This window comes from Streptomyces sp. NBC_01515 (genome assembly GCF_045040345.1).
Classification (GTDB): Bacteria; Actinomycetota; Actinomycetes; order Streptomycetales; family Streptomycetaceae; genus Streptomyces.
In genome coordinates, this window is sequence record NZ_CP109416.1 from 4,863,025 (window position 1) to 4,888,793 (window position 25,769).

At 70.0% G+C, this 25,769-nt stretch carries 24 protein-coding genes; 11 read left to right on the forward strand and 13 right to left on the reverse strand.

Annotation, left to right across the window (positions count from 1 at the left end; translation table 11 throughout):
- Positions 1-33: 33 nt before the first annotated feature.
- Positions 34-1,041, forward strand: coding sequence for a DNA-3-methyladenine glycosylase family protein (locus OG407_RS21580; RefSeq protein ID WP_405860328.1), 1,008 nt, complete (start codon positions 34-36; stop codon positions 1,039-1,041).
- A gap of 155 nt (positions 1,042-1,196) precedes the next feature.
- Here the strand turns inward: OG407_RS21580 and OG407_RS21585 are convergent, their stop codons facing one another.
- The gene (locus OG407_RS21585) at positions 1,197-2,279 is read right to left on the reverse strand and encodes a sugar phosphate nucleotidyltransferase (protein ID WP_405860330.1); all 1,083 of its coding nucleotides are present in this window, start codon (positions 2,277-2,279) and stop codon (positions 1,197-1,199) included.
- Between the two features lie 92 nt (positions 2,280-2,371).
- Positions 2,372-3,703: a peptidoglycan recognition protein gene (locus OG407_RS21590; RefSeq protein ID WP_405860332.1), complete on the reverse strand. Its 1,332-nt coding sequence runs from the start codon at positions 3,701-3,703 to the stop codon at positions 2,372-2,374.
- A 138-nt stretch (positions 3,704-3,841) separates the two neighbouring features.
- On the opposite strand from OG407_RS21590, the gene OG407_RS21595 reads away from it, so the two are divergent.
- From OG407_RS21595 to OG407_RS21605, 3 genes are all read left to right on the forward strand, one after another.
- A complete protein-coding gene (locus OG407_RS21595) occupies positions 3,842-4,579 on the forward strand; it encodes a TIGR03089 family protein (RefSeq protein WP_405860333.1) in 738 nt (245 codons plus the stop codon).
- A gap of 205 nt (positions 4,580-4,784) precedes the next feature.
- The gene (locus OG407_RS21600; RefSeq protein WP_405860335.1) at positions 4,785-5,969 is read left to right on the forward strand and encodes an LCP family protein; all 1,185 of its coding nucleotides are present in this window, start codon (positions 4,785-4,787) and stop codon (positions 5,967-5,969) included.
- A gap of 214 nt (positions 5,970-6,183) precedes the next feature.
- On the forward strand, positions 6,184-7,911 hold the full coding sequence (locus OG407_RS21605) for an LCP family protein (RefSeq protein ID WP_405860337.1): 1,728 nt from the start codon (positions 6,184-6,186) through the stop codon (positions 7,909-7,911).
- Between the two features lie 53 nt (positions 7,912-7,964).
- Here the strand turns inward: OG407_RS21605 and OG407_RS21610 are convergent, their stop codons facing one another.
- Positions 7,965-8,183 carry a hypothetical protein gene (locus tag OG407_RS21610; protein ID WP_405860339.1) on the reverse strand — a complete coding sequence of 73 codons (219 nt, stop codon included), beginning with the start codon at positions 8,181-8,183 and terminating at the stop codon, positions 7,965-7,967.
- On the opposite strand from OG407_RS21610, the gene OG407_RS21615 reads away from it, so the two are divergent.
- Positions 8,173-9,618 carry an LCP family protein gene (locus tag OG407_RS21615; protein WP_405860341.1) on the forward strand — a complete coding sequence of 482 codons (1,446 nt, stop codon included), beginning with the start codon at positions 8,173-8,175 and terminating at the stop codon, positions 9,616-9,618. The two genes, OG407_RS21610 and OG407_RS21615, sit on opposite strands and share 11 nt — an antisense overlap.
- Before the next feature lie 27 nt (positions 9,619-9,645).
- Here OG407_RS21615 and OG407_RS21620 read toward each other — a convergent pair whose 3' ends face one another.
- Positions 9,646-10,695, reverse strand: a complete 1,050-nt coding sequence (locus tag OG407_RS21620) for a glycosyltransferase family 2 protein (RefSeq protein WP_405860343.1) — start codon at positions 10,693-10,695, stop codon at positions 9,646-9,648.
- A 126-nt stretch (positions 10,696-10,821) separates the two neighbouring features.
- Between OG407_RS21620 and OG407_RS21625 the strand changes: the two genes are divergently transcribed.
- Positions 10,822-12,279, forward strand: coding sequence for an LCP family protein (locus OG407_RS21625; RefSeq protein ID WP_403603370.1), 1,458 nt, complete (start codon positions 10,822-10,824; stop codon positions 12,277-12,279).
- A 33-nt stretch (positions 12,280-12,312) separates the two neighbouring features.
- Here OG407_RS21625 and OG407_RS21630 read toward each other — a convergent pair whose 3' ends face one another.
- Positions 12,313-12,837 carry an acyl-CoA thioesterase gene (locus OG407_RS21630; protein ID WP_328682873.1) on the reverse strand — a complete coding sequence of 175 codons (525 nt, stop codon included), beginning with the start codon at positions 12,835-12,837 and terminating at the stop codon, positions 12,313-12,315.
- A 120-nt stretch (positions 12,838-12,957) separates the two neighbouring features.
- On the opposite strand from OG407_RS21630, the gene OG407_RS21635 reads away from it, so the two are divergent.
- A complete protein-coding gene (locus OG407_RS21635) occupies positions 12,958-14,253 on the forward strand; it encodes an LCP family protein (RefSeq protein WP_403603372.1) in 1,296 nt (431 codons plus the stop codon).
- A 22-nt stretch (positions 14,254-14,275) separates the two neighbouring features.
- Here the strand turns inward: OG407_RS21635 and OG407_RS21640 are convergent, their stop codons facing one another.
- Both OG407_RS21640 and OG407_RS21645 read right to left on the reverse strand, forming a co-directional pair.
- On the reverse strand, positions 14,276-15,046 hold the full coding sequence (locus OG407_RS21640; protein ID WP_405868527.1) for a class I SAM-dependent methyltransferase: 771 nt from the start codon (positions 15,044-15,046) through the stop codon (positions 14,276-14,278).
- A 183-nt stretch (positions 15,047-15,229) separates the two neighbouring features.
- A complete protein-coding gene (locus OG407_RS21645; protein WP_405860346.1) occupies positions 15,230-16,387 on the reverse strand; it encodes an acyl-CoA dehydrogenase in 1,158 nt (385 codons plus the stop codon).
- Positions 16,388-16,565: 178 nt separating this feature from the next.
- On the opposite strand from OG407_RS21645, the gene OG407_RS21650 reads away from it, so the two are divergent.
- The gene (locus tag OG407_RS21650; RefSeq protein WP_405860348.1) at positions 16,566-17,909 is read left to right on the forward strand and encodes a UDP-glucose dehydrogenase family protein; all 1,344 of its coding nucleotides are present in this window, start codon (positions 16,566-16,568) and stop codon (positions 17,907-17,909) included.
- 124 nt (positions 17,910-18,033) lie between these two features.
- On the opposite strand, the gene OG407_RS21655 is transcribed toward OG407_RS21650, so the two are convergent.
- Positions 18,034-18,543 carry a CGNR zinc finger domain-containing protein gene (locus OG407_RS21655; RefSeq protein WP_405860350.1) on the reverse strand — a complete coding sequence of 170 codons (510 nt, stop codon included), beginning with the start codon at positions 18,541-18,543 and terminating at the stop codon, positions 18,034-18,036.
- Positions 18,544-18,644: 101 nt separating this feature from the next.
- Here OG407_RS21655 and OG407_RS21660 point away from each other — a divergent pair, with 101 nt between their 5' ends.
- Both OG407_RS21660 and OG407_RS21665 read left to right on the forward strand, forming a co-directional pair.
- Positions 18,645-19,034, forward strand: coding sequence for a VOC family protein (locus OG407_RS21660; protein ID WP_405860352.1), 390 nt, complete (start codon positions 18,645-18,647; stop codon positions 19,032-19,034).
- A gap of 52 nt (positions 19,035-19,086) precedes the next feature.
- Positions 19,087-19,470, forward strand: a complete 384-nt coding sequence (locus tag OG407_RS21665; protein WP_403603396.1) for a VOC family protein — start codon at positions 19,087-19,089, stop codon at positions 19,468-19,470.
- Between the two features lie 27 nt (positions 19,471-19,497).
- Here OG407_RS21665 and OG407_RS21670 read toward each other — a convergent pair whose 3' ends face one another.
- From OG407_RS21670 to OG407_RS21685, 4 genes are all read right to left on the reverse strand, one after another.
- Positions 19,498-20,640, reverse strand: coding sequence for a dipeptidase (locus OG407_RS21670; RefSeq protein ID WP_403603398.1), 1,143 nt, complete (start codon positions 20,638-20,640; stop codon positions 19,498-19,500).
- A gap of 119 nt (positions 20,641-20,759) precedes the next feature.
- Complete coding sequence (locus OG407_RS21675) at positions 20,760-21,938, reverse strand: dipeptidase (protein WP_405860355.1); 1,179 nt, start codon at positions 21,936-21,938, stop codon at positions 20,760-20,762.
- 5 nt (positions 21,939-21,943) lie between these two features.
- Positions 21,944-22,483 (reverse strand): 5-(carboxyamino)imidazole ribonucleotide mutase, encoded by a 540-nt coding sequence (gene purE / locus OG407_RS21680; RefSeq protein WP_405860357.1) that lies wholly within the window; start codon positions 22,481-22,483, stop codon positions 21,944-21,946.
- On the reverse strand, positions 22,480-23,619 hold the full coding sequence (locus OG407_RS21685; protein ID WP_405860359.1) for a 5-(carboxyamino)imidazole ribonucleotide synthase: 1,140 nt from the start codon (positions 23,617-23,619) through the stop codon (positions 22,480-22,482). Before OG407_RS21685 ends, purE begins: the two co-directional genes overlap by 4 nt.
- A gap of 163 nt (positions 23,620-23,782) precedes the next feature.
- Between OG407_RS21685 and OG407_RS21690 the strand changes: the two genes are divergently transcribed.
- Positions 23,783-24,328 carry a GtrA family protein gene (locus tag OG407_RS21690; protein WP_405860361.1) on the forward strand — a complete coding sequence of 182 codons (546 nt, stop codon included), beginning with the start codon at positions 23,783-23,785 and terminating at the stop codon, positions 24,326-24,328.
- Positions 24,329-24,350: 22 nt separating this feature from the next.
- On the opposite strand, the gene OG407_RS21695 is transcribed toward OG407_RS21690, so the two are convergent.
- On the reverse strand, positions 24,351-25,628 hold the full coding sequence (locus OG407_RS21695; RefSeq protein WP_405860363.1) for an ATP-binding protein: 1,278 nt from the start codon (positions 25,626-25,628) through the stop codon (positions 24,351-24,353).
- Between the last annotated feature and the right edge of the window lie 141 nt (positions 25,629-25,769).

A 25,769-nucleotide genomic window follows, 5' to 3' on the forward strand; every position in this document is an offset into this window, starting at 1 on the left:
TCAGGTATCTCACATCACCCCCTGGATCTCACTGTGGCCGGACGTTTTGCTCCTCGGCCCACTCGTACGACTGTGCGAGGCGGGGATGTCGTCGTGCCCGGGGGTGTGCCTCGGCAGGGTGTGGAGGCCGGGCGGGTGCGGAGGTGGGTGTCGGACTGGCCGGTTGATCTGGGGCTGGTGCTTGGGCCCTTGCGGCGGGGGCCCGGGGATCCGACGTTTCGGGTGGATGTGGACGGGGCTGTGTGGCGGGCCAGTCTTACGCCCGTGGGGCCGGGGACCTTGCGGGTGTCCGCGCACGGGGGTGAGGTGCGGGGGGAGGCGTGGGGGCCGGGGGCGGAGTGGTTGTTGGAGCGGTTGCCGGAGATGCTTGGGGCCGGTGACGATCCTGAGGCGTTCGTGCCTCGGCATCGGCTTGTGGCGGTGGCTCGGCATCGGCGGCCGGGGTTGCGGTTGACGCGGACCGGGCTGGTGCTGGAGTCGTTGATCCCGTCGGTGCTGGAGCAGAAGGTGACGACCGACGAGGCGTATCGGGCCTGGCGGTTGTTGGTACGGAAGTTCGGGGTGCCGGCGCCCGGTCCTGGTCCTGTGGGCGGGCGGATGTGGGTGATGCCGGCGCCGCGGGCGTGGGCGTTGATCCCGTCGTGGGAGTGGCATCGGGCCGGGGTCGACGACAAGCGGGCCTCGACGATTCTGCGTGCCGTACGGGTTGCCGCGCGGCTTGAGCAGGCGGGGGCGATGTCCGCGGAGGATGCGCGGGCTCGGTTGGAGGTGGTGCCGGGGGTGGGGGTGTGGACGTCCGCGGAGACCGTGCAGCGGAGTCATGGGGCGGCGGATGCGGTGACCGTGGGGGATCTGCATCTGCCGGGGATCGTGGGGTGGGCGTTGGCCGGGGACCGGGACGCGGACGACTCGGTGATGTTGTCGTTGCTGGAGCCGTATGCGGGGCAGCGGCATCGGGCGGTTCGGTTGATCCTGCTGAGCGGGCGGACTCCGGCGAGGCGGGCGCCGAAGATGCCGCGGGGTGACATCGGGGCGTTGTGAGGTGCCGGGGGCTTCACTTGGCGTCCCTGGGGGCTCCGTCCCCAGACCCCCAGGCCTGTGCCCATCCACCACCCGACTCGGTAGGCGAAGAAGCGCACCCCCGACCCCCTACGCCCAGAAGCCACCCACCCAGGCACCCCCGGCCCCCGGCCCCCTCACTGATCCGAGGAGAACCGGACCGCCCCCGCCGGAATCCGCGCATCGCACCACACCCGCATGCCGTCCCGGAGTTCGTTGTCGGCGCCGATGATCGCGCCGTCTCCGATGACCGTGCCGGTGAGGACGGAGCGTTCGCCGACTCGGGCCCGGGTGCCGATGAGGGAGTCGGTGATGACGGCGCCCGGTTCGATCACCGCGCCCGGGAGGATCGTCGAACCGAAGACTCTCGCGCCCTCTGCCACGAAGGCACCCTCGCCGACCACCGTGCCGCCCGTCAGCTTGGCGTCGGAAGCCACCCGGGCCGTGGGGAGGACCAGGCGGTCGCCGCAGCGGCCCGGGATCGCAGGAGAGGGGGCTCGGCCCAGGACCAGGTCCGCCGAGCCTCGGACGAAGGCCGCCGGGGTGCCGAGATCGAGCCAGTACGTCGAGTCGACCAGGCCCTGGAGGTGGGCGCCGGCGGCCAGCAGGTCCGGGAAGGTTTCCCGTTCCACCGACACCGGGCGGCCCGCCGGGATCGTGTCGATGATCGAGCGGCGGAAGACGTACGCGCCCGCGTTGATCTGGTCGGTGACGATCTCCTCGGGGGTCTGGGGCTTCTCCAGGAAGGCCAGGACTCGGCCCGTCTCATCGGTGGGGACCAGGCCGTAGGCACGCGGGTCCGTGACCTTGGTGAGGTGGAGGGAGACGTCCGCGCCCGTTGTCTCATGGGTGTGGACCAGGGCCCTGATGTCCAGGCCCGTCAGGATGTCGCCGTTGAAGATCAGGACCGGTTCGTCGGGACCCGAGTGGAGCCGCGAGGCAACGTTGCGGATCGCGCCGCCCGTGCCGAGGGGCTCGTCCTCCGTGACGTACTCGATGTGGAGGCCGAGGGACGAACCGTCACCGAAGTGCGGTTCGAACACCTCCGCCAGATAGGAAGTGGCCAGGACGATGTGGTCCACGCCCGCCGCTCTCGCTCTCGCCAGCTGATGCGTGAGGAACGGCACCCCCGCCGCCCTGACCATCGGCTTCGGGGTGTGCACCGTGAGCGGGCGCAACCGGGTGCCCTTGCCGCCGACCAGGAGGATCGCTTCTGTCACCTGTCGTCTCTGCTTCCTGCCGGGACCGGCCGAGGTGTCGACTCGGCCGGCCAGTGTGTGCAGACCACGGCCCCCCTGTCGGCCCGCCCCTGTCAGCGGCCCTGGTACCGGGCCGACGTGGAACGGGCCGAGCCGAGCTTGCCGTAGAGCTGCCGTCCTGGGCACTCCGTGGCGAACCCGTCCCGATGGCCGGAGATCACGTTGAGTCGTACGTTCTTTCCTTTTCGGTAGAGATTGCCACCACCGGACTTCAGGTATGTCTTGCCGCGCGGATTGACCCCGTAGAGCCCGAGCTTCCATGCGGTGAGCTTGGCGATGGCGGTCACTGCCGCCGAGGACGGTTTGGCGCTGCCGAAGGTTCCGAGGACCGCGATCCCCATGCTGTCGGTGTTGAAACCGAGGGTGTGGGCTCCCATGACCGCCTTCGCGACTCCCCCGGCGCGGCCCTCGTAGATGGTCCCGCACTTGTCGACGAGGAAGTTGTAGCCGATGTCGCGCCAGCCACTGCTCTTGACGTGGTAGCGGTAGATACCGCGAATGACGGAAGGCGCTTGCGAGCAGCGGTAGTTGTTGCCGGTCGCGGTGTGGTGCACGAAGGCCGCCTTGACCTTCTTCGTGTACACGAACCCCTTCTCCCGCAGCTTCTCGTCGGCACCCCAGCCGTGCCGGGTGACGATCCGCGGGCGCGGGCCGATGTACGGCTGCGCCTTGGCGCCCAGGGCGACCATGTCCCGTTCCGTGGCCTGCCTGCTCAGCGCCGGAAGCTCGGTGGCGGCGAGGCGGGGGGTGGCGGTGCGGTTGGCGGTCGCGGGGCGAGCGCCCGCGGACGGGGCTTGTGCCGCGCCCGGGTCCACCAGTTCCAGGTGCAGGCCGGTGGGGAGGAGGGACGGCTGTTCGTCGGTGTTTCCTACGGTCCGTGTCGCCGCGGTGTTCGCTCTGACGCGTACGTCCACTCCGTCCGAGTCGCCCACCCACAGCGGGGCCGTGGAGCCGTGGACGTGGCCCGAGTCGCGTTCGGCGGTGCCGGGGTCGGCGCCGTGGTCCTCGTTGTGGGTGTCGACGTCCTGCCAGCCGGACCACGCGCCGGTGCCGGTGGCCCGGGTGCGGACCTGGACCTGGCCGCGCAGTTCGGTGTCGGGGTCGGACCAGGTGACGCCGACGAGGGAGAAACGGTGGACGTCGGCGCGGGTCAGGCCCTGTTCGGGGGCCGCGCCCAGGGTGCGGTCGCGGGTACGGGGGGTGAGGGGCAGCGACTGGGTGCTGCCGGGGAGGTCCGGTGCGGCGGTCGTCGACGCGGTTCTCGCGCCGCTCGTCGACCACGCCGCCGATGCCGGCGCCGGCGCCGCGGCCGCGGGCAGGGTGAGCGGGAGGGCCAGTGCGGCCGCGCAGGTGACGCCGATCGAGGAAGCAAGGAATCCACGCATGCCCCTGATTCTGAACATAGCCATACATATCCGCCCATCCGGGAATTGACGGACCGTCGGCTGCCGTTCGTCCGAACCGGTGGTCCGGCGCCGGACGCGGGGGCGTGCGGCGGTGGGCGCCCGCGTACGCTTGCGCGGGTGAACGCCACCGATCGCACCCCTGCCGACCTGCTGCGTTCCGCGCTCGCCGCGGATCCTGGCCGCCCCCTGGTGACCTTCTACGACGACGCCACGGGGGAACGTGTCGAATTGTCCGTGGCCACCTTCGCCAATTGGGTGGCCAAGACCGCGAATCTCCTTCAGGGGGATCTCGGTGCCGGGCCCGGTGATCGGGTCTCGGTGTTGTTGCCGGCGCACTGGCAGACGGCGGTGTGGTTGCTGGCGTGTTCGTCTGTGGGGGTGGTCGCTGACGTGGGGGGCGATCCCTCCGGGGCCGATGTGGTGGTCAGCGGGCCGGAGTCCTTGGAAGCGGCTCGGGCGTGTGGTGGGGAGCGGGTCGCTCTTGCCTTGCGGCCGCTCGGGGGGCGGTTTCCGCAGACTCCGGCCGGGTTTGTCGACTATGCCGTTGAGGTGCCGGGGCAGGGGGATCGGTTCGTGGCGTTCTCGCCGGTTGATCCTGGGGAGCCCGCGCTGGTCGTGGGTGGGGTGGAGTTGACCGGGGCGCAGGTTGTTGAGCGGGCCCTTGCCGAGGGGGATGCGGGGGCTCGGGTGTTGTCTGGGCTCCCGTACGACTCGTGGGAGGGGTTGAGCGTGGGGTTGTATGCGCCGCTTGCCTCCGGAGGGTCCGTGGTCCTGTGTCGGAATCTGGCGGAGTTGAGCGAGGAGTCGTTGGCCAAGCGGGTTGAGAGTGAGCGGGTGACCGTTTCGCGCCTCTGAAGGGGGTGGCGAGGGTTGTCTGGCGAGTTGCGGCCGGTGGGGGCTGGTCGCGCCGTTCCCCGCGCCCCTAAAAGCAGAAAAGCACCAGTCACCCGAATGGACCCCCACCGCCCGCCTCCCCCACCCCATCCACGCCATGGTCGTAAGAGCAGAACCGCACGCAGGACCACGCGCTCTTACTCGGCCATGAGGGGTGGAACCGCACGTGTTCGACGACACCGTAGGAGGCGTTCTCGGGCCGGGTGCGGGGGCTTCCGCTTCCGGGGCGGGGCTCATACGGCGGCGGCGTCGGCGGTGGGTGCGGTGGGTCGGGGCCGGGGTGGGAGTGGTCGTCGTAGGGGCCGCCGGGGTCGGGTGGGGGGTCTACGCGAAGCTGGACGCCAACATCACGCCCGACAACGCCGCCGCCGCCGAGCTCGCCCGGTACGAGAAGGAGCGGCCCACCGCCCTCGTGAAGGGGGCGCAGAACATTCTGCTGATCGGGTCCGACTCGCGGTCGGGGGACGGGAACGCGGAGTACGGGCGGGACTCGGGGACCGAGCGGTCGGACACGACGATCCTGTTGCATCTGGCGGCCGACCGGCGCAGCGCGACCGCCGTGTCGTTGCCGCGGGACCTGATGGTGGACGTTCCGGGGTGTCTGCGGCCGGACGGGACGCGGACCGAGCCGATGTTCGCGATGTTCAACTACGCGTTCCAGGTGGGGGGTTCGGGGTGCACGATCCGGACCGTGGAGAAGCTGACGAACGTGCGGATCGACCATCACATGGTGGTGGACTTCCATGGGTTCAAGGACATGGTCGATGCCGTGGACGGGGTGCAGGTCTGTCTGAAGCGTCCTATTCGTGACAAGGCCGCGAAGTTGAGGCTGCCCGCGGGCAGGGTCACGCTCGACGGGGAGCAGGCGCTCGGGTACGTGCGGGCCCGGAAGTCGCTCGGGAACGGTAGTGACACCGATCGGATGGACCGTCAGCAGGGGTTTCTGGGGGCGCTCGTCAACAAGGTGCAGAGCGACGATGTGCTGTTCAATCCGGTGAAGTTGTATCCGGTGCTGGACGCGGCCACCTCGTCGCTCACCACCGATCCGGAATTGGCGAATCTGCGCGGTTTGTACGAACTGGTGCGCGGACTGCGGAACATCCCCACCGAACATGTGCAATTCCTCACCGTTCCGCGGGAGTCGTACATTTACAACGCGAATCGCGACCAGCTCGTGGAGCCCGAGGCCGAAAAGCTGTTCGCCCGGCTCCGGGCGGACGCGACCGTCGCGGTGGCGGAGGAAGTTCCGCAGGATTCTGTCGCAAACTCCCGTAATACGGCGCCCGGTTCGGGGGTCTCGCCCGCGCCCACGTTTCGCGGTAACACCGCCGCCGAGGACACCTGCGGGTAAAGCGATCGCCAAGCAGACGAACTTTTGTTCCGAAAAATAGGACGGATTGACCGGTTGTAGGGACGTGGAATTTGTCACCGCAGTCACTTGACGCTCAACTGGACGGATAGTGTGAGCGATCCGGTGTGCCGTGTGCTTGCGCACCGGATGAACGAGACCCGAGCGCCTGGAGGGGGAAGGCGCCGCGTGGCCCCGACGGAGGATTCGGTAAACCGTGGACGCGCAAGGCCGTGGGCGGGCGGGCGACATCGACCCCGCAGACCAGTGGGTACTCAATCCGAACACTGGTGAATACGAACTGCGACTGACTCCTTCCACACCGCAGTCAGCGGTGCCGGGGCCCCGTAGAGCCACTGCGCAGAACCGCAGTGTGGCGGCGCCGGAGCGGGAGACGGTCCCGAAGAGTCCCGGGCGTGAGGTGCCGCCGCCGCGCAGACGGCGGGGCGCGCCCGAGGAGCCACCGGGGCGGCGCGGGCGCCGGCCGGTGAAGAAGAAGGCCAAGGGCAAGAAGATCCTGATGTGGACCGGCGGCGGTCTGGCCTTCGTGCTGGTCGCCGTCTCCGCGGCCGGGTATCTCTACATCAAGCACCTCAACGACAACATCACGGCCGTCTCCGACGACGGCGCCAGCACCGGCGGCTTCAGCAAGGGCAAGGCCATCAACCTGCTGGTCATCGGCACCGACAAGCGCACGGGCTCGGGCAACGAGGGCTACGGCGACGCCGGGAGCGTCGGCCACGCGGACACCACGATCCTGCTGCACGTGTCCAAGGACCGCTCGAACGCGACCGCGCTGAGCATCCCCCGTGACCTGATCACCGACGTCCCGGACTGCCAGACGGCGCAGTCGGACGGCACGACCAAGGTCATCCCGGGCACGACGAGCGTCCGTTTCAACACCAGCCTCGGCCAGGACGGCCGTACGGCGAGCTGCACCGTGCGGACGGTCACCGAGCTGACCGGGATCCAGCCCGACGACTTCATGGTGGCCGACTTCAACGCCGTGAAGAATCTGACGGACGCGGTCGGCGGGGTCGAGGTCTGTCTGGCCAAGAACATCGACGACGCCGACTCGCATCTGAAGCTGTCCAAGGGCACGCACAACCTCTCGGGCGAGCAGGCGCTGGCCTTCGTGCGGACCCGGCACTCGGTCGGCTTCGGCGGTGACCTCAGCCGGATCACGCTGCAGCAGCAGTTCCTCAGCGCGCTGATGCGGAAGCTGAAGTCCAACTCCACGCTCACCAACCCCGGGAAGATGCTGAAGCTGGCCGAGGCCGGCACCAAGGCGCTGACCGTCGACGACAACCTCGACTCCATCGGCAAGCTGAAGGACCTCGGTCTGGAGCTGGGCAAGCTCAACCCGAAGAACCTGACCTTCACCACCGTGCCGGTCGTCGACAACCCGGCGGAGAAGACCCCGGTGACGGTCGTCCTCAACAGCACGACCGCCCCGCAGGTCTTCTCCCTGATCAAGAGCGACACCTCCTTCACCGCGGTCAAGAAGGAGGCGGCGAAGGAGAAGGCCGCCGTGGCCGCCCGGCTCAAGGGCACCAAGTCCGCCGCCTCCGCGGTGCGGGTGCGGATCCTCAACGGAGGGGCCGTCGCCGGCAGCGCACAGGAAACTCTTACGTGGCTGCAGAATGATGAGGGCGTACTCAAGTCCGAGAACGCGGGCAACGCTCCGGCGGCGCTCGCGAAGACGACCCTTGAGTACGCACCCGACCAGGCGGACCAGGCTCGACGGCTCGCCGCCATCATGGGCCTCTCGGGGTCCGCGATGAAGCCGGGCAAGAGTGTGCAGAACTCCCAGGGACTGCCGGCGATGACGCTGACCCTGGGCAAGGACTTCAAGGGAGCCGGCGTCCCGCTCACCTCGACCGCGGGGTCGACGCCGGAGGGGGTCCAGAAGTCCACGGCGGACAAGGTTGAGTGCGCCAAGTAAGTGACCACACGGGTCCGTTCCGCGTCTAACGGGGCGCGGGGCGGACCCGTGCGTCAGGGCGCGTCGTGGAGGGGTGGGGACTTGACTCGGAGCAGCGTGCGTGGGGAGGTGCCGGCGGTTGAGGACACGATGTCGCTCACGCCGGCGGACGGGAAGAGACCAGCGACCGGGAAGGGATCGTCGGACGGGAAGGGGCCGTCGGACGGGGGCAGGCCCAAGGGCCGTAGCCGACGGGCGTTGCGCTGGTCGGCGAGTGTCCTCGTGCTGGTCATACTCGGGACGGCCGGCGCCGGATTCCTGTACTACCAGCACCTCAACCACAACATAAAGAAAGACCCCCTGAACATCGGGGACGAGAAGGACCGGGCGGCCGAGTCCCAGGCCAACGCGGCCGGGCAGAAGCCGCTGAACATCCTGCTGATCGGTTCGGACGCGCGGGACTCCGCGGAGAACCAGAAGCTCGGCGGCGCGAAGGACACGTTCGACACCCCGGCCCGTGCCGACGTCCAGATGCTGCTCCACGTCTCGGCGGACCGCAGCAACATGTCGGTCGTGAGCATGCCGCGCGACACGTTGACGGACATTCCCAAGTGCACGGATCCGGACACCGGCAAGACGTACTCGGCCGAGACGGACGTCATCACGAACGACTCGCTGGGCCGCGGCGGCCCCGGGTGCACGGTGGCGACCTGGGAGAAGCTGACCGACATCCACATCGACCACTTCATGATGGTCGACTTCGCGGGTGTGGTGTCGATGGCGGACGCGATCGGCGGGGTGCCGGTCTGTGTGGACGCCAACATCTACTCGCACACCTCCTCCGGCAAGGGCTCCGGCCTGAAGCTGAAGAAGGGCACCACTGCGGTGAAGGGCACGCAGGCCCTGCAGTGGCTGCGGACGCGCTACGGCTTCGAGGACGACACCGACATCGCCCGGACCAAGGCGCAGCACCAGTACATGAACTCGATGGTCCGGCAGTTGCGGGAGAACGCCACGCTGAGCAATCCGACGAAGCTGCGCGGCCTCGCCGAGACGGCCACCAAGTCGCTCACGGTCGACAACGGCCTCGGGACCGTGGCCAAGCTGTACGACCTGAGCAAGGAGCTGAAGAAGGTTCCGACGGGCCGGATCACCATGACGACGATGCCGTGGGAGTACTCGGGCAGCAGCGGCCGGGTGGTGCCCAGGACGACCGACGCCGACCAGTTGTTCCGGCTGGTCCGTGAGGACATCGCGCTGGACGGCAAGGACAAGAAGAAGACGACCCCGGTGAAGACGTCCACCGACCCGGCCGCCGCCGACGACAAGATCGCCGTACAGGTGGAGAACGGCACCCGCACCGACACGACGGGCGCGGTCCGCGGCCGGGCCACCTCGATCGCCCAACTCCTCGTCGACAAGGGCTTCAAGGAGGCGGTCGCCGACTCCTCTACGACCCCCAGCCAGGCCACGACGCTCGTCCGCTACCCGAGCGCCGACCTGGAGGGCGACGCCCAACGCGTCGCCAAGGCCCTCGGCATCCCGACGAGCGCGGTGAAGAAGTCCACGAGCGTCTCCGGCGTCACCCTGGTCGTCGGCGCGGACTGGACCACCGGCACCAAGTACAAGGCCCCGGCCGAGGACGACAAAACCCCGACCTCGGCGGACGCCCTCAACGGCTCGGACACGACGGCGTGCATGCACGTCGACCCGAACTACGTCTGGTAGCAGTCCGGGTCGTCGGTGTGGCGGTACTCAGCTGCTGGTAGAGCTGAGTACCGCGGGCCGCCTGGACGCGATCACCCTGCGGGCAAGGGACTTGGGGCTGGTGAGGAAGCCGTAGCCCCAGGACATGTGCATGGTGGCGAGGGCTACCGGGATCTGGAGGCGGGCCTTGAGGGAGAGGCCCTTGCCTGCGGGGAGGGAGCCGAGGGTGATTGCGGCCAGGTAGCCGGCGGGGATCAGGAAGGCCCAGGGCGTCAGTGCCGCGCCGACCACGATGCCCGCCGCGATCGCGCAGACCGCCGTCGGCGGGGCGAGGTAGCGGAGGTTGATGGAGCCCTCGTGGTAGCGGGCGACGACGTGGCGCCAGCGGCCGTAGTCCTTGTACTGCTTGGCGAGGGCCTTCACCGACGGGCGGGGGCGGTACGAGACCCGGAGTTCGGGCGAGAACCAGATCAGGCCGCCGGCCTCGCGGATGCGGAAGTTCAGCTCCCAGTCCTGGGCGCGGATGAACTCCTCGTTGTAGCCGCCCTGTTGCTCCAGTGCCTCGCGACGGAACACCCCGAGGTAGACCGTCTCGGCGGAGCCCGCCTCCCCTCCCGTGTGGAAGGCCGCGTTGCCCACGCCGATCTTCGAGGTCATCGCGGCGGCGACCGCGTCCTCCCAGGCGTTCTCGCCCTCGGCGTGCATGATGCCGCCGACGTTCTGCGCGCCGGTCTCCTCCAGGAGCCGTACGGCGGTGGCGATGTAGTTCGGCGAGAGGATGCCGTGGCCGTCGACGCGGACGACGATCGGATGGCGGGATGCCTTGATCGCGGCGTTGAGGGCGGCGGGCGTGCGGCCGGTCGGGTTCGGGACGGTGTGCACGCGCTTGTTCTCAGAAGACGCGGTTTCGGCGACGAGCTCGGCCGCGATCTCCTCCGTACGGTCCTTCGAGGGACCGATGGCGATCACGACCTCCATCTCGCCGTCGTACTCCTGAGCAAGGATCGCTTGGACGGCTCCGCGCAGATGCCGCTCCTCGTCGAGGACGGGCATGATCACAGAAACGGCGGGGAGTCGCACGTCGGGCTTGGCGTTCATAGGGGGCTCACGTTACCGCGAACGGGGGACACGGACGCGCCCCGCCCGGGCGTCTGCCGTCGTATCAGATCGTATCGGCCTACGGTGCTCAAGATCCCACGTACGGCCCTCGCGGAGGTGTCCCCCATGCCCACGCCGCCCCGCCGCTCGCCCGCCGCCCGTCCACCGCAGCGGCGCCCACGGCCCCCCGTACGACCGAAGAGGAAGCCGCGCTGGGCCATGCGGGCGGCGACCACGCTGTCCGTGGTGGTGCTCGCGTCCGCCGGGATCGGGCACGCGGTGGTCACCAGCCTCGACGCCGACATCGCCCGCGTCGACCCCTTCAAGGACATGAAGAACCGCCCGCGCGCGGGCCACGGCATGAACGTCCTGCTCGTCGGCACCGACGGCCGCGACAAGATCACCGAGCAGGAGCGGCGCCAGTACCACCTCGGCGGCGCGCCCTGCCACTGCACCGACACGATCATGATCGTGCACATCTCGGAGGACCGGGAGCGCGCCAGCGTCGTCAGCCTCCCCCGCGACTCCTACGCCGAGACGCCCCCGCACGTCGACCAGACCACCGGCGACCACCACGGCCCGCACCCCATCAAGCTCAACGCGGCGTACGCGGAGGGCGGCCCCAACCTCACCGTCCGGACGGTCGAGTCCATGACCCACGTGAAGATCGACCACTACCTGGAGGTCGACTTCACCAGCTTCATGAAGACGGTCGACGTCCTGGGCGGCGTGAAGATCTGCACCGCCGAGCCGCTCAAGGACTCGTACACCGGTCTCGATCTGCCCGCCGGTTCGCACACCCTGATGGGCGGGCAGGCCCTGCAGTACGTCCGCTCGCGGCACGTCGACGGCGCCTCCGACCTCGGCCGGATGAAGCGCCAGCAGCGTTTCCTCGCGGCGCTGATCGACCAGGCCACCTCCTCCGGGGTGCTGCTGAACCCGCTGAAGTTCCGTGACGTGACCCGCGCGGTGCTCGGCTCGGTCCGCGCGGACAAGGGCTTCGGCACCGATGAACTCCTCGACCTGGGGCGGGCGATGCGCACCTTCTCCCCGTCCTCCTCCGAGTTCACCACCGTCCCGATCGGGCAGATGGGATACGTCGTGAAGGGCATCGGCTCCACCCTGAAATGGGACGAGCCGAAGGCGGCCAAGCTCTTCCAGGCCCTGCGCGACGACAAGCCCCTGACCGTGCACAAGGCGGCGCACGCCAACGCCGTGAAGGTGGACGTGGCCCCGCAGCAGATCCAGGTCCAGGTGGAGAACGGCACGGCGGCGGGCGGTCTCGGCAAGCGCGTCGACGCGGCGCTCGCGGCGACCGGCTTCCGCACGACGCACCAGCCGACGAGCGCGGCCGATCACGCCGTACGACGGACGGTCGTGGCCTACGACCCCCGCTGGGACCGTTCCGCGAAATCGCTCGCGGCGGCGCTGCCCGGGAGCGAGCTGCGCGCGGTGAAGGGGCAGGGGCCGGTGCTGAAGGTGATCGCCGGGAGTGACTTCAAGCAGGTCACGCGGGTGCGGGCGACGGATGTGCAGCAGGGCGAGTTCGGTGTGGTGACCGGGGACGAGGTGGGGTGTTCCTGAAAATGTGACACTCGGGGGGCCGAGTGTCACATTTCAGAAATCGAGTCCCTCCGCCGCCCGCTTCTCGCGCAGTTCCATGATGGCGCGGCGGCGGGCCAGGCGGTGGGTGCGGCGGATCTGGGCCTCCTGGTAGCGGCGCTCGTCGCGCTCCGTCTCCGGGAGGACCGGCGGCACCGCGCGGGGCTTGCCGTCGGCGTCGACGGCGGCGAAGACGAGGTACGCGGAGCCGACCTGGGTGGCCGGGGTCGACTCGTTCCACCGCTCGGCCATGACCCGCACGCCGACCTCCATGGAGCTCCGCCCGGTCCAGTTGACCTGGGCCTTCACATGGACGAGGTCGCCGACGCGGACCGGTTCCAGGAACGCCATCTCGTCCATCGACGCGGTGACGGCCGGTCCGCCGCTGTGCCGCCCGGCGACGGCGCCCGCCGCGTCGTCGACCAGCTTCATGATGACCCCGCCGTGCACCGTGCCCAGCAGGTTCGTGTCGGCGTTCGTCATGATGTGGCTGAGGGTGGTCCGGGAGGCGGACGTCGGCTTGCCCGGCAGGTCTGTCATGGACGCCACCCTATGCCGGGGTGGACATCTGCGGACTTTGTGTTGGCTTCGCAACAGCAGTGCCCTGATTTTCCTACGACCCTTGTAAACGACATGGCAGCTACCTGCACACTGGGCCCCATGAACGATTGGCCCGAGGGATGGTCCGGCGGCAACCGCGGCAACGAGTACGGACGCGGTAGCGCGAACGCACAGCCGGAGAGCGCACGTGTGATGCGCCAGGTACGACGCGGCCCGCAGGCCCCGCCGTACGGCGCCGGAGTCCCGCCGCAGCCGTCGTACACGGACGGCCAGGGCTATGACGAGGGCCAGAACGGCTACGGCCAGGGCGGCTACGACAACAACGGGTACGACGGCTACAACACCGGCCAGGTCTACGGCGGTGGCGGGCCGGGCGGACCGCAGGGGCCGGACGGCGGGCGTGGCCCGCGCCGGCCGCCGAACTGGCGCCGTCGTATCAAGTGGACCGCGATCACCCTGGTCACCGTGCTGGTCGTGACCTCCGTGGCGACCTACTTCTGGGCCGACTCCAAGCTGAACCGCGACGTCGACCTGTCGAAGGTGATCGACCGGCCGGAGGCGGGCGACGGCACGAACTACCTGATCGTCGGGTCCGACAGCCGCGAGGGGCTGACCGCCGCCGAGAAGAAGAAGCTGCACACCGGTTCCGCCGCGGGCAAGCGCACGGACTCGATGATGATCCTGCACGTGGGCGACAGCGGCGACACCCTGGTCTCGCTGCCGCGCGACTCGAACGTCACGATCCCGTCGTACGTGGGATCCAGCTCCGGCAAGACGTACCAGAACACGGGTCGGCAGGAGAAGCTCAACGCGGCGTACGCGGAGGACGGGCCGACGCTGCTGGTCCGGACCGTCGAGTACAACATGGGCCTGCACATCGACCACTACGTCGAGATCGGCTTCAACGGCTTCGCGGACATCGTGGACGCGGTCGGCGGGGTCACCATCGACATCGACAAGGGCTTCAAGGACTCGTACTCGGGCGCCGACTTCAAGGCGGGCAAGCAGACGCTGAACGGTGAGGAGGCCCTGGCCTTCGTCCGTACCCGGCACGCGTTCGCCGCCTCCGACCTCCAGCGCACGAAGAACCAGCAGAAGTTCCTGTCGGCCCTGGCCCACCAGGTGGCGACCCCGGGCACCCTCCTGAACCCCTTCAAGCTCTACCCGACGCTGGGCGCGGGCCTGGACTCGCTGAGCGTCGACAAGGACATGTCGCTCTGGGACCTCGCCTCCATGTTCTGGGCGATGAAGGGCGTCAGCGGCGGCGACGGCACCTCGATGAACATGCCGATCTCCGGCTCCACGGGCGGCAACCTCGTCTGGGACAAGGCGAAGGTCAAGACGCTGGTGAACGAGCTGAACAACGACCAGAAGGTCACGGTCTCGGGCAACTGAGAGACCGGGCGACTGGTAGTCGTCAGGCCCTGCCGCACGCCACCAAGGCGATGTGCGGCAGGGCCAACTCGTCTCCCCCTGCGGCGAATTCACCGGCCAGCCGCTCGTACTCCCGCCTGATCCGTACAACCGTCCACTCGTCCTGCGAGGTGACGATGAGCCCGGCCGTGGCGACACCGGCGGCGGGTCCGCCCCACCACTCGTCGACGGTCGTGCGGTGGTCCCACTCCAGTTCGTCGGCCCGGGCGTCCGTGAAGCCGGCCTCGCGGAGCAGCTCCGCGAACCCGGCCGTCGTACGCGCGAAGTCCTCGGCAGGGTCGAGCCGCGGCAGATCCGCGGGGATCACGGCCCCCGCCGCCGCGAACGCCCGCCCGAACAGCTCCTGCCCTGCGCCCCTCCGCGCACCCCAGAGGGTCAGCGCGACCCGGCCGCCCGGCTTCAGCACGCGGCGCAGTTCGGCGAGGGCGGCGCGGGGGCGGCCGACGTGGTTGACGACGAAGTTGCCTATGGCCGCATCGAACTCGCCGTCCGGGAAGGGCAGTTGGGGCAGTGCGGCGACCCATGCCGCCACCCCCGCTTCCCGCGCGGCCGACACCATCCCGGCATCGGCGTCCACGGCACACACCCGCGCGCCCCGCGCCAGCGCGGCCAGGGCCGCCGTACCGGTCCCGGTGCCGGCGTCGAGGACGTACGTCCCCGTCTCGATGCCGGCGGCGTCCAGGAGCCGCTCCACGGGGTGTGCGCAGAGCCGGGCGAAGCTGGCCGCGTAGGCGTCGGCGCGGCCGGACCACATCGTGCGTTCGGCGGTGTCGAAGGCGGTCTGCGTCTGGGGCTGGGTCTGTGTCTGGGGCTGGGTCTGGGGCTGGGTCTGGGGCTGGGTCGGGTCGGTCATGGCCGCAGCATGCCCGACGGGACGGCGAGGGCACCCGCCGGGAGACCGGGGGTGCCCTCGATACCGCTCGTAACTGCTCGTCGGCTACGGCAGGTTGCGGGCCATGACGATGCGCTGGACCTGGTTGGTGCCCTCGTAGATCTGGGTGATCTTGGCGTCGCGCATCATGCGTTCGACCGGGTAGTCACGGGTGTAGCCGTAGCCGCCGAGGAGCTGGACCGCGTCGACGGTGACCTCCATGGCGACGTCCGAGGCGAAGCACTTGGCGGCGGCGCCCTGGAAGGTGAGGTTCTTGTCGCCGCGTTCGGATGCGGCGGCGGCCTGGTAGGTGAGGGCGCGGGCGGCCTCGATCTTCATGGCCATGTCGGCGAGCATGAACTGGATGCCCTGGAAGTCGGCGATCGGCTTGCCGAACTGCCTGCGTTCCTTGACGTAGCCCTTGGCGTAGTCGAGGGCGCCCTGGGCGATGCCGAGGGCCTGGGCCGCGATGGTGATGCGGGTGTGGTCCAGGGTCTTCATCGCGGTGGCGAAGCCGGTGCCCTCCGCGCCGATCATGCGGTCGGCGGGGATGCGGACGTTGTCGAGGTAGACCTCGCGGGTCGGGGAGCCCTTGATGCCGAGCTTCTTCTCCGGGGCGCCGAAGGAGACGCCCTCGTCGGACTTCTCGACGACGAACGCGGAGATGCCCTTGCTGCGCTTCCCGGGGTCCGTCACCGCCATCACCGTGTAGTACTCGGAGACGCCCGCGTTGGTGATCCAGCGCTTCACGCCGTTGAGGACGTAGTGGTCGCCGTCGCGGACCGCTTTCGTCTTCATGCCGGCCGCGTCGGAGCCGGCGTCCGGCTCGGAGAGGGCGTACGAGAACATCGCGTCGCCCTTGGCGAGCGGGGTCATGTAGCGCTTCCTCAGGTCCTCGGAACCCGAGAGGATCACCGGGAGCGAGCCCAGCTTGTTCACCGCCGGGATGAGGGAGGAGGACGCGCACACGCGGGCCACCTCCTCGATCACGATCACCGTGGCCAGCGCGTCCGCGCCGGTGCCGCCGTACTCCTCGGGCACGTGGACGGCGTGCAGGTCGTTCGCGACGAGGGCGTCCAGGGCCTCCTGCGGGAAGCGTGACTCCTCGTCCACCACGGCGGCGTACGGCGCGATCTTCGCCTCGGCCAGTGAACGGATCGCGTCGCGGAGCATGTCGTGCTCCTCCGACGGGCGGTACAGGTCGAAGTCAGCCGATCCGGCCAAGATCTCTCACGCTCCAAGGACGCTGTGATCACAGTGCTAATTACCGTTAAGTAACCCAAATTTTAGGGGCCCGCCCACGGGAGGGATACGTGAGCTTGGCGACAGGGGGAAAGGTGCCCGGTGAGAGCGCCGGTTATGCTCGGGCGCGCATCGCCCCCGTACCCCTTCTGGAGCACTCATGGCCCTCAAGATCACCGTGATCGGCACCGGCTACCTGGGCGCCACGCACGCCGCGGCCATGGCCGAGCTGGGCTACGAGGTGCTGGGACTGGACGTCGTCCCCGAGAAGATCGAGATGCTCCAACGGGGTGAGGTCCCGATGTACGAACCGGGGCTTGAGGAACTGTTGCGCAAGCACGTCGCCGGGATCGAGGGTTCCACCGGGCGGCTGCGCTTCACCATGGACTGGGCCGAGGTCGCGGAGTTCGGCGACGTCCACTTCATGTGCACGAACACCCCGCAGAAGCACGGCGAGTACGCCTGCGACATGTCGTACGTCGACCGGGCCTTCGAGCTGCTCGCCCCGCACCTCACGCGCCCCGCGCTCGTCGTCGGCAAGTCCACCGTGCCGGTGGGCTCGGCGGACCGGCTGGCCGCGTATCTGGCCGCGCACGCGCCCGTCGGCGAGGATGCCGAGCTGGCCTGGAACCCGGAGTTCCTGCGCGAGGGGCTGGCCGTCGAGGACACGCTGCATCCGGACCGGATCGTGGTCGGCGTCCGCAGCGAGCGGGCCGAGAAGCTGCTGCGCGAGGTGTACGCCACCCCGATCGCGGCCGGGTCGCCGTTCGTCGTGACGGACTTCCCGACCGCCGAGCTGGTGAAGACGGCCGCGAACTCCTTCCTCGCCACGAAGATCTCCTTCATCAACGCGATGGCCGAGGTGTGCGAGGCCGCGGACGGCGATGTCGTGAAGCTGGCGGAGGCGATCGGGCACGACGAGCGGATCGGGAAGAAGTTCCTGCGGGCCGGGATCGGCTTCGGCGGCGGCTGCCTCCCGAAGGACATCCGGGCGTTCATGGCCCGCGCCGGTGAACTGGGCGCCGACCAGGCGCTGACCTTCCTCCGCGAGATCGACTCCATCAACATGCGCCGCCGCGGCCAGATGGTCGAGATGACCCGCGAGGCCCTCGGCGGCGGCTCCTTCCTCGGCAAGCGCGTCGCCGTCCTCGGCGCGACCTTCAAGCCGGACTCCGACGACGTACGCGACTCCCCCGCCCTGAACGTCGCCGGCCAGATCCACCTCCAGGGCGGCCAGGTCACGGTCTACGACCCGAAGGGCATGCCCAACGCCCTACGGCTGTTCCCGACCCTGGGCTACGCCGACACCGCCGTGGAGGCCGTACGCGGCGCCGATGTCGTCCTGCACCTCACGGAGTGGCGCGAGTTCCGCGAACTGGACCCGGCGACCCTCGGCGAGGCCGTACGCGCCCGCGTGGTCCTGGACGGGCGCAACGCGCTCGACCCGGTGCTGTGGCGCAAGGCGGGGTGGACGTTCCGGGCGATGGGGCGTCCCACGGCATAACGCACGGTCGGGCGGACGACGCCGGTCCGGCCGAGGCTCAGTCGGCCGGACCGGCGTCTGGCTGCATTCTGCACCACTGGGCCGTCCTGGGCGTCGGGACCACTCAAGTCGCCTTCCGTGAGGGCTACTTGGCGCGGTAGCGGCGCATCTTCGCGCGCGAACCGCAGACCGCCATCGAGCACCAGCGGCCCCGGCCGGCCGGGCTGCGGTCGTAGTACGCCCAGTGGCAGGTCGGGGCCTCGCAGGCTTTGAGGCGGGGCCAGGTGCCCGCGACGAGGGACCCGGCGATCGCGGCTGCCACGCGGGAGAGCAGAGGGTTCGCGTCGGCGGGGGTGAGGCGGGCGGAGCCGTCGCGGGCGTCGAGTTCGATCAACAGCGGGGCCCGTGCGAGGAGTTCACCGAGCGGGGTCACGTTCTGGTGCGCGGGGTGGCCCGCGTGGGCCAGCAGGGTGGCGCGCAGGGATTCGCGGAGTTCGCGGGCCGCCTCCGTCTCCCCCTGGGTGATTTGGGTGATTCCGAAGCGGGTCCGGCCGTCCTCCGTGTCGAGCGCGTCGGCTCCCGCCTCGATGTCCAGCGTGTTCACCAGGGCCTCGATCAGGGCCAGGTCGCCGGGGGCGGGACCTCGTTCACTCATGGCTGCGACCACTTCATGCTTGCGACGTTACCCCCTATGCGGGAGCATGCAGTAACCGTTACCTCCTAACGGCATGTATGGGTAACCCGAAGGAGTCCGTCATGACCGTCCCCACCCCCACCCCCACCCCCATCGCCGAGCTGGGTGCCGTCGTCCTGGACTGTCCCGATCCGCGCGCGCTCGCCGCGTTCTACGCCGGGATCCTGGGCGGCACCGTCGAGGACGAGGACGGCGGCGACTGGGTGGACCTGAAACTGCCGGGCGGGCGGACGCTGGCGTTCCAGGAGGCCCCCGGGCACACACCGCCGGAGTGGCCCGCGCAGGGCGGCTCGCAGCAGTTCCATCTCGACCTGACCGTCACGGACCTGGACGCGGCCGAGAAGGACGTCCTGGCGCTGGGCGCGACGCCGCTGGACACCGACGATCACTCGCGCGCTTGGCGTGTGTACGCCGACCCGGCGGGCCACCCGTTCTGCCTCTGCGCCTGCTGAGACCGCCGACACCGCCCACACAGCCGACACAGCCGACACCAGGGAGATCACCATGACCGCCGTGGCACGTTTCCGTTCCACCGTGCTCGACTGCCCCGACCCGCTCGCACTCGCCGAGTTCTACGCCGGGATTCTCGGGGGCACACCTCACGTCGCCCACGACGAGTGGGTCGTACTCGACATTCCGGACGGGCCTCGGCTCGCCTTCCAGCGGGTGACGGACTACATCCCGCCGGAGTGGCCGCGCGCGGACCGGCCGCAGCAGCTCCATCTCGACTTCGACTCCGGGCCGACCTGGGAGGAGCTGGAGGTCGCGGAGGCGAAGGCGCTGGCGCTCGGCGCGCGGCCGCTGCACCAGGAGGACAAGGAAAACTTCCGGGTGTACGCCGATCCGGCAGGGCATCCCTTCTGCCTCTGCCGGATCGACCACCCGTAGGACCCGTAGAACCTGCAGAACCGCGTGTTACCCGTCCAGCTCCGCGATCTTCGCTGTCGACGGCTCGCGGCGCTGCTGTGCGGCGCGGGCCGTGAAGTCGGCGCTGCGCAGGGCGCGTTGGACGTTGCCCCAGCTGAGCAGGGCGAGGTCGGGCTCGGACCAGCCGCGGTGGAGGAGCTCGGCGATGAGGTTCGGGTAGCAGGAGGCGTCGGCGAGGTCCTGCGGGTGGGCCGTACCGGCGTCGTACGTGCCGGACAGGGCGACGCACTCGCGGCCCGCGACCTCGTGGACGTGGTCGAGGTGGTCGGCGACGTCCCGGACGGACGGCCCGGTCTGCTCGGCGGTGAGCGGCACCATGCACAGGCCCTTGGCGGCGCCGACCGCGGCGAGGAGTTCGTCGGAGAGGTTCGCCGGGTGCGGGCGCAGCGTGCGGGCGGCGGAACGGGTGAACAGCACCGGCGCCTTCGAGACCGCCAGCGCGCGGCGGATCGTGCCGTCGGAGGCGCCGGAGAGGTCGGCGAGCACGCCGAGCCGGTTCATCTCGCGCACGACCTCCTCCCCGAACCGGGTCAGCCCGGCCTCGCTCGCCCAGGACACCCCGGACAGCGTGAGGACCCGTAGCCCCAGCGCGTGCAGGGAGCGCAGGATGCCCAGGGAGTCGCCGAGCGCGGTGGCTCCGGCGGGGCCGAGCAGCACGGCGATACGGCCGCAGTGGCGTACGTCGGTGGTCTCACCGGCGGTGTACGCCAGGCGCAGCCCCTCGGGGTGGGCGCGGACCACCGTGTTGACCAGATCCAGCTGCTCCAGGGTGGCGCCGACCGCCCGGTCCCCGGCCAGCCCCTCAGGCAGGTGCAGCGACCAGAACAGCGCGCCGACATGCCCCTCGCGCAGCCGCGGCACATCGGTGTCCACGGAACTCTCGCCCAGCTCCAGGTCGAACCACGGCAGGTGCCGCAGCGCCCACGGCAGCCCGCTGTAGCCGTCCGCGACCGGGTGCGCGGCGAGGATGGCGTGCGCGCGCTCCAGCGGGGCGGCGGCCGGGTCGGAGACGGGGTCGTACGGTTCCGCGGTGTCCGGCGGGAACGGCCCGCCGGGAAAGGGCTCGTGGACCAAGTCGTCGAGCTCGCCGACCTCGGTCGGCGCGTGCAGTTGGTCCTGGAGGTCGGCCATGGCGGGCTCCGTACGTCGTTACGGCAGTACGGTCACCGTCGCACGCCCGCAAGGGGGCCACCCGGTGGGCGGGGCGTTCGGGGTACGGCGCGGGAGTGGGCGCTCCCGCGCCGCGCCGGTCAGCCGTCCAGCGACTCGATCGTCGCGTTCGACGGCCCCCGCGTCGCCCGGATCCCGCGCGCCACGTCCTCGGCCGCGCCCAGCACCCGTACCGCGTTCTTCCAGGTCAGCTTGGCGAGGTCGGCCTTGGACCAGCCGCGGTCGAGGAGTTCCGCGATGAGGTTCGGGTAGCCGGAGACGTCGTTCAGGCCGTCCGGGGTGAAGGCCGTGCCGTCGTAGTCGCCGCCGATGCCGAGGTGGTCGACGCCGGCGACCTCGCGCATGTGGTCGAGGTGGTCGGCGACCGTGGAGACGGTGGCGACCGGGCGCGGATGGAGCTCCTCGAAGGCGTGGTGCACCTTCATCGCCTCTTCGGTGGTCTCCAGGTGGTGCAGCCCGTGCGCGCGCATGTTGTCGTCGGCCGCGGCCGTCCAGTCCACGGCGGCCTGGAGCACGAACTTCGGTACGAACGTCACCATCGCCATGCCGCCGTTGCCCGGCAGCCGCTCCAGCACGTCGTCGGGGATGTTGCGCGGATGGTCACAGACGGCCCGCGCCGACGAGTGGGAGAAGATCACCGGAGCCGTCGACGTGTCCAGCGCGTCGCGCATCGTCGTCGCCGCCACGTGCGAGAGGTCGACGAGCATGCCCTCGCGGTTCATCTCCCGCACGACCTCACGCCCGAACGCCGACAGCCCGCCGGCCCCCGGCTCGTCCGTCGCCGAGTCCGCCCACGCCACGTTGTCGTTGTGCGTGAGCGTCATGTAGCGGACGCCGAGCGCGTACAACCCCCGCAGCGTGCCGAGGGAGTTGGCGATCGAGTGCCCGCCCTCCGCCCCCATGAGGGAGGCGATACGGCCCTCCCCGCGCGCCGACTCCATGTCCGCGGCGGTCAGCGCGGGCGCCAGGTCCTGCGGGTAGCGGGCGAGCAACTGCCGTACGCAGTCGATCTGTTCGAGCGTCATCGACACCGGGTCGGGCAGGTCCGAGCGCACGTACACCGACCAGTACTGCGCGCCGACGCCACCCTCGCGCAGGCGCGGGATGTCGGTGTGCAGATGCGCGTTCTGCGCTACGGCGATGTCGCGGGCGTCGAGGTCGTAGGTGACCTGCTTGCGCAGCGCCCAGGGCAGGTCGTTGTGCCCGTCGACGACCGGGAACTCGCGGAGCAGGTCCCGGGCTTGGTCCAGTGACGTCATCGCCGTCACTTCCCGAAGCCGAAGCCGCTGGCGCCGCCGCCCTCGACCTTGGCCCGCAGCCGCTTGCCCTTCTCGGTGGCCTGGTCGTTCAGCTCCTGCTGGAACTCCCGCATACGGACGAGGAGTTCGTCGTCGTGCGTGGCCAGGATGCGTGCGGCGAGCAGCCCCGCGTTGCGTGCGCCGGCGACCGAGACGGTGGCGACGGGGACACCGGCCGGCATCTGCACGATGGACAGCAACGAGTCCATGCCGTCCAGGTACTTCAGCGGCACGGGGACGCCGATCACCGGCAGCGGCGTCACCGAGGCGAGCATGCCGGGGAGGTGGGCGGCGCCGCCCGCACCCGCGATGAGCACCTTGAGGCCGCGGCCGTCGGCCCGCTCGCCGTACGCGATCATCTCGCGCGGCATGCGGTGCGCGGAGAGGACGTCGACCTCGTACGCGATCTCGAACTCGTCGAGGGCCTTCGCGGCACCCTCCATGACGGACCAGTCGGAGTCCGACCCCATGACGATTCCTACGACGGGTCCTGCGACGGAGCTCATTCGGTGATCGTGCCTCTCAGATAGCCGGCTGCGTGGCGGGCGCGGTCCAGGACGTCGTCCAGGTCGTCGCCGTAGGTGTTGACGTGGCCCACCTTGCGGCCGGGCTTCACGTCCTTGCCGTACATGTGGATCTTCAGCTGGGGGTCCCGGGCCATGCAGTGCAGGTACGCGGAGTACATGTCCGGGTAGTCGCCGCCGAGAACGTTACACATGACGGTCCATGTGTCACGTGCGCGCGGATCACCCAGCGGGAGGTCGAGGACCGCGCGGACGTGGTTCGCGAACTGGCTGGTGATCGCGCCGTCCTGGGTCCAGTGACCGGAGTTGTGCGGGCGCATGGCGAGTTCGTTGACGAGGATGCGGCCGTCGCGGGTCTGGAACAGCTCGACGGCGAGATGGCCGACGACCCCGAGTTCCTTGGCGATGCGCAGCGCCATCTCCTCGGCCTGGAGGGCGAGGGACTCGTCGAGGTCGGGGGCGGGTGCGATGACCGTGTCGCAGACGCCGTTGACCTGCTGGGACTCGACGACCGGGTAGGCGACGGCCTGGCCGTGCGGGGACCGTACGACGTTCGCCGCCAGCTCCCGTACGAAGTCGACCTTCTCCTCGGCGAGGACGGGGACGCCGGCGCGGAAGGGGTCGGCGGCCTCCTCCGCGGAGTCGACGACCCACACGCCCTTGCCGTCGTAGCCGCCGCGGACGGTCTTGAGGACGACGGGGAAGCCGTCCCCCTCCGCCGCGAACGCGACGACGTCCGCCGGGTCGCTGACGAGGCGGTGCCGCGGGCACGGCACGCCGATCTCGACGAGCTTCGCGCGCATCACGCCCTTGTCCTGGGCGTGCACGAGCGCGTCCGGGCCGGGGCGCACGGGGATGCCGTCCGCCTCCAGAGCGCGCAGATGCTCGGTGGGTACGTGTTCGTGATCGAAGGTGATCACATCGCAGCCCCGCGCGAAGTCACGCAGCGTGTCGAGGTCGCGGTAGTCGCCGATGACGACATCGCCGACGACCTGCGCCGCGGAATCCTGAGGGGTGTCACTGAGGAGCTTGAATTTGATGCCGAGCGGGATGCCCGCCTCGTGTGTCATACGAGCGAGCTGCCCCCCGCCGACCATGCCGACTACCGGGAACGTCACTCCCCCAGGGTATCGGTCACGCCAGGGCGGCCTGATTTCCGTACCTCTTACCGTTCTTTTCCGGGTCTCTTCCCGACCTGTGAGCGGCTTCACGGGCGCCGGGGGAAAGCGGTGGTTAGCATGGCTGGGTCGAGAATCCGAGAAGATGGGGGCCTGCACAACCATGGAGCCTGGTTCCGAAGGGCCTTTCAAACGGCTCGCCCGCGAGGTCGCCAAGTTCGGCGCGGTGGGCGTGGTGGGCACCGTGGTGAACTTCGCGGTCTCGAATCTGCTGTGGCATCTGACCAGCCTGCAGGCCGTGCGCGCCAACGTGATCGCGACGATCGTCGCCATCGCGTGCAACTACGTCGGCTTCCGGTACTTCACCTACCGTGACCGCGACAAGAGCGCCCGCACCAAGGAACTGGGCCTGTTCCTGGCGTTCAGCCTGGTCGGCCTGGTGATCGAGAACGGCATCCTGTTCGCGGCGATCTACGGCTTCGGCTGGGACAGCTCGCTGCAGCGCAACGTCTTCAAGGTGCTCGGCATCGGCATCGCGACGCTGTTCCGCTTCTGGTCGTACCGCAGCTGGGTGTTCAAGGCACTGCCGGCGGAGGACGAGGATGAGGCCGAGGGCGGAGCCGGGGAACCCGTCGCGAAGGCGGACGCCCCCCTCATCGAGCCCCAGCGTGGTGAGCCGCGGCCCCGCCCCAAGCAGCACGTGAGCTGAACCCACCCGCTCCCTCCGGTCCCTAGCGGACCGTGGGCTCGTCGTCGTCCACCGGCGGCCGCTTCGTCGGCGGCGTACGCGACAGGAACAGCCCGAACACCGGCGGCTGCGCCTGCAGCATCTCCAGCCGCCCGCCGTCCGCCTCCGCGAGGTCCCGGGCGACGGCCAGCCCGATCCCGGTGGAGTTACGACCACTGATCGTCCGCTCGAAGATCCGGGCGCCGAGGTCGGTCGGAACACCAGGCCCCTCGTCCGTGACTTCTACGACGGCCTGGTTGCCGGTGACGCGGGTGCGCAGGGCGACCGTCCCGCCGCCGTGCATCAGGGAGTTCTCGATCAGCGCGGCCAGCACCTGCGCGACGGCGCCCGGGGTGCCGACGGCCTGGAGATGCCGCTTGCCCGAGCTGACGATCGCGCGGCCCTCGCTGCGGTAGGCGGGGCGCCACTCGGCGAGCTGCTGCTGGATGACCTCGTCGAGGTCGAAGGAGACGGCGGATCCGGTACGAGGGTCACGCGCATTGGTGAGCAACCGCTCCACGACATCTGTGAGCCGCTCGACCTGCGTCAGCGCGATCGTCGCCTCCTCCTTCACCGTGTCCGGGTCGTCGGTGAGGGTGATCTCCTCCAGCCGCATGGACAACGCGGTCAGCGGCGTACGCAGCTGGTGCGAGGCGTCCGCGGCGAGCCTGCGCTCGGCGGTGAGCATGCGGGCGATGCGCTCGGCGGATGAGTCGAGGACATCGGCGACCCGGTCCAACTCCGGGACGCTGTACCGCTTGTGCCGGGGCCGCGGGTCACCGGAACCGAGCCGCTCCGCCGTCTCCGCGAGGTCGGTGAGCGGCGAGGCGAGCCGGTTGGCCTGCCGTACGGCGAGCAGTACGGCGGCGACCACGGCGAGCAGGGCGACGGCGCCGATGATGAGCAGCGTCCGCCCGACCTCACGGGTGACGGTCGAACGGGGCTCCTCCACGGTGACCGTCTCGCCCTCCTCGCCCTTGGCGGTGGAGCGGATGACGTCACCGGTCGGCTTGGTACCCACCGCGATCACCGGGTCGCCCGGGATGCGGATCACGGCGTAACGGTCCTCCGTGACCTGCGTGCGCAGCACCTCGGAGTCGACGATCTCCGCCCCGAGAATCCGGCTGTCCACGATGCTGGCCAGCCGGAGCGCCTCGGAATCCACGCGTTCCTGGGCGCTGTTGCTGATGGTCCGCGTCTCGACGATGACAAGAGACACACCGAAGACGGCGATGACCACGAGCACCACGGCGAGCGTGGACTGAATAAGACGACGACGCACGGGACCCTCCGGGCGGTGACTTTTAGAGAACCGGTGTGTGCGGCGCCCTCAGGGGCGTGGGACCGTGTCGATCTTCGGCTCCGCCGCGTGGGCGCGACCAGCCACAGCCGGCCCGCACCCGCGCACCCACACAAGCCACCA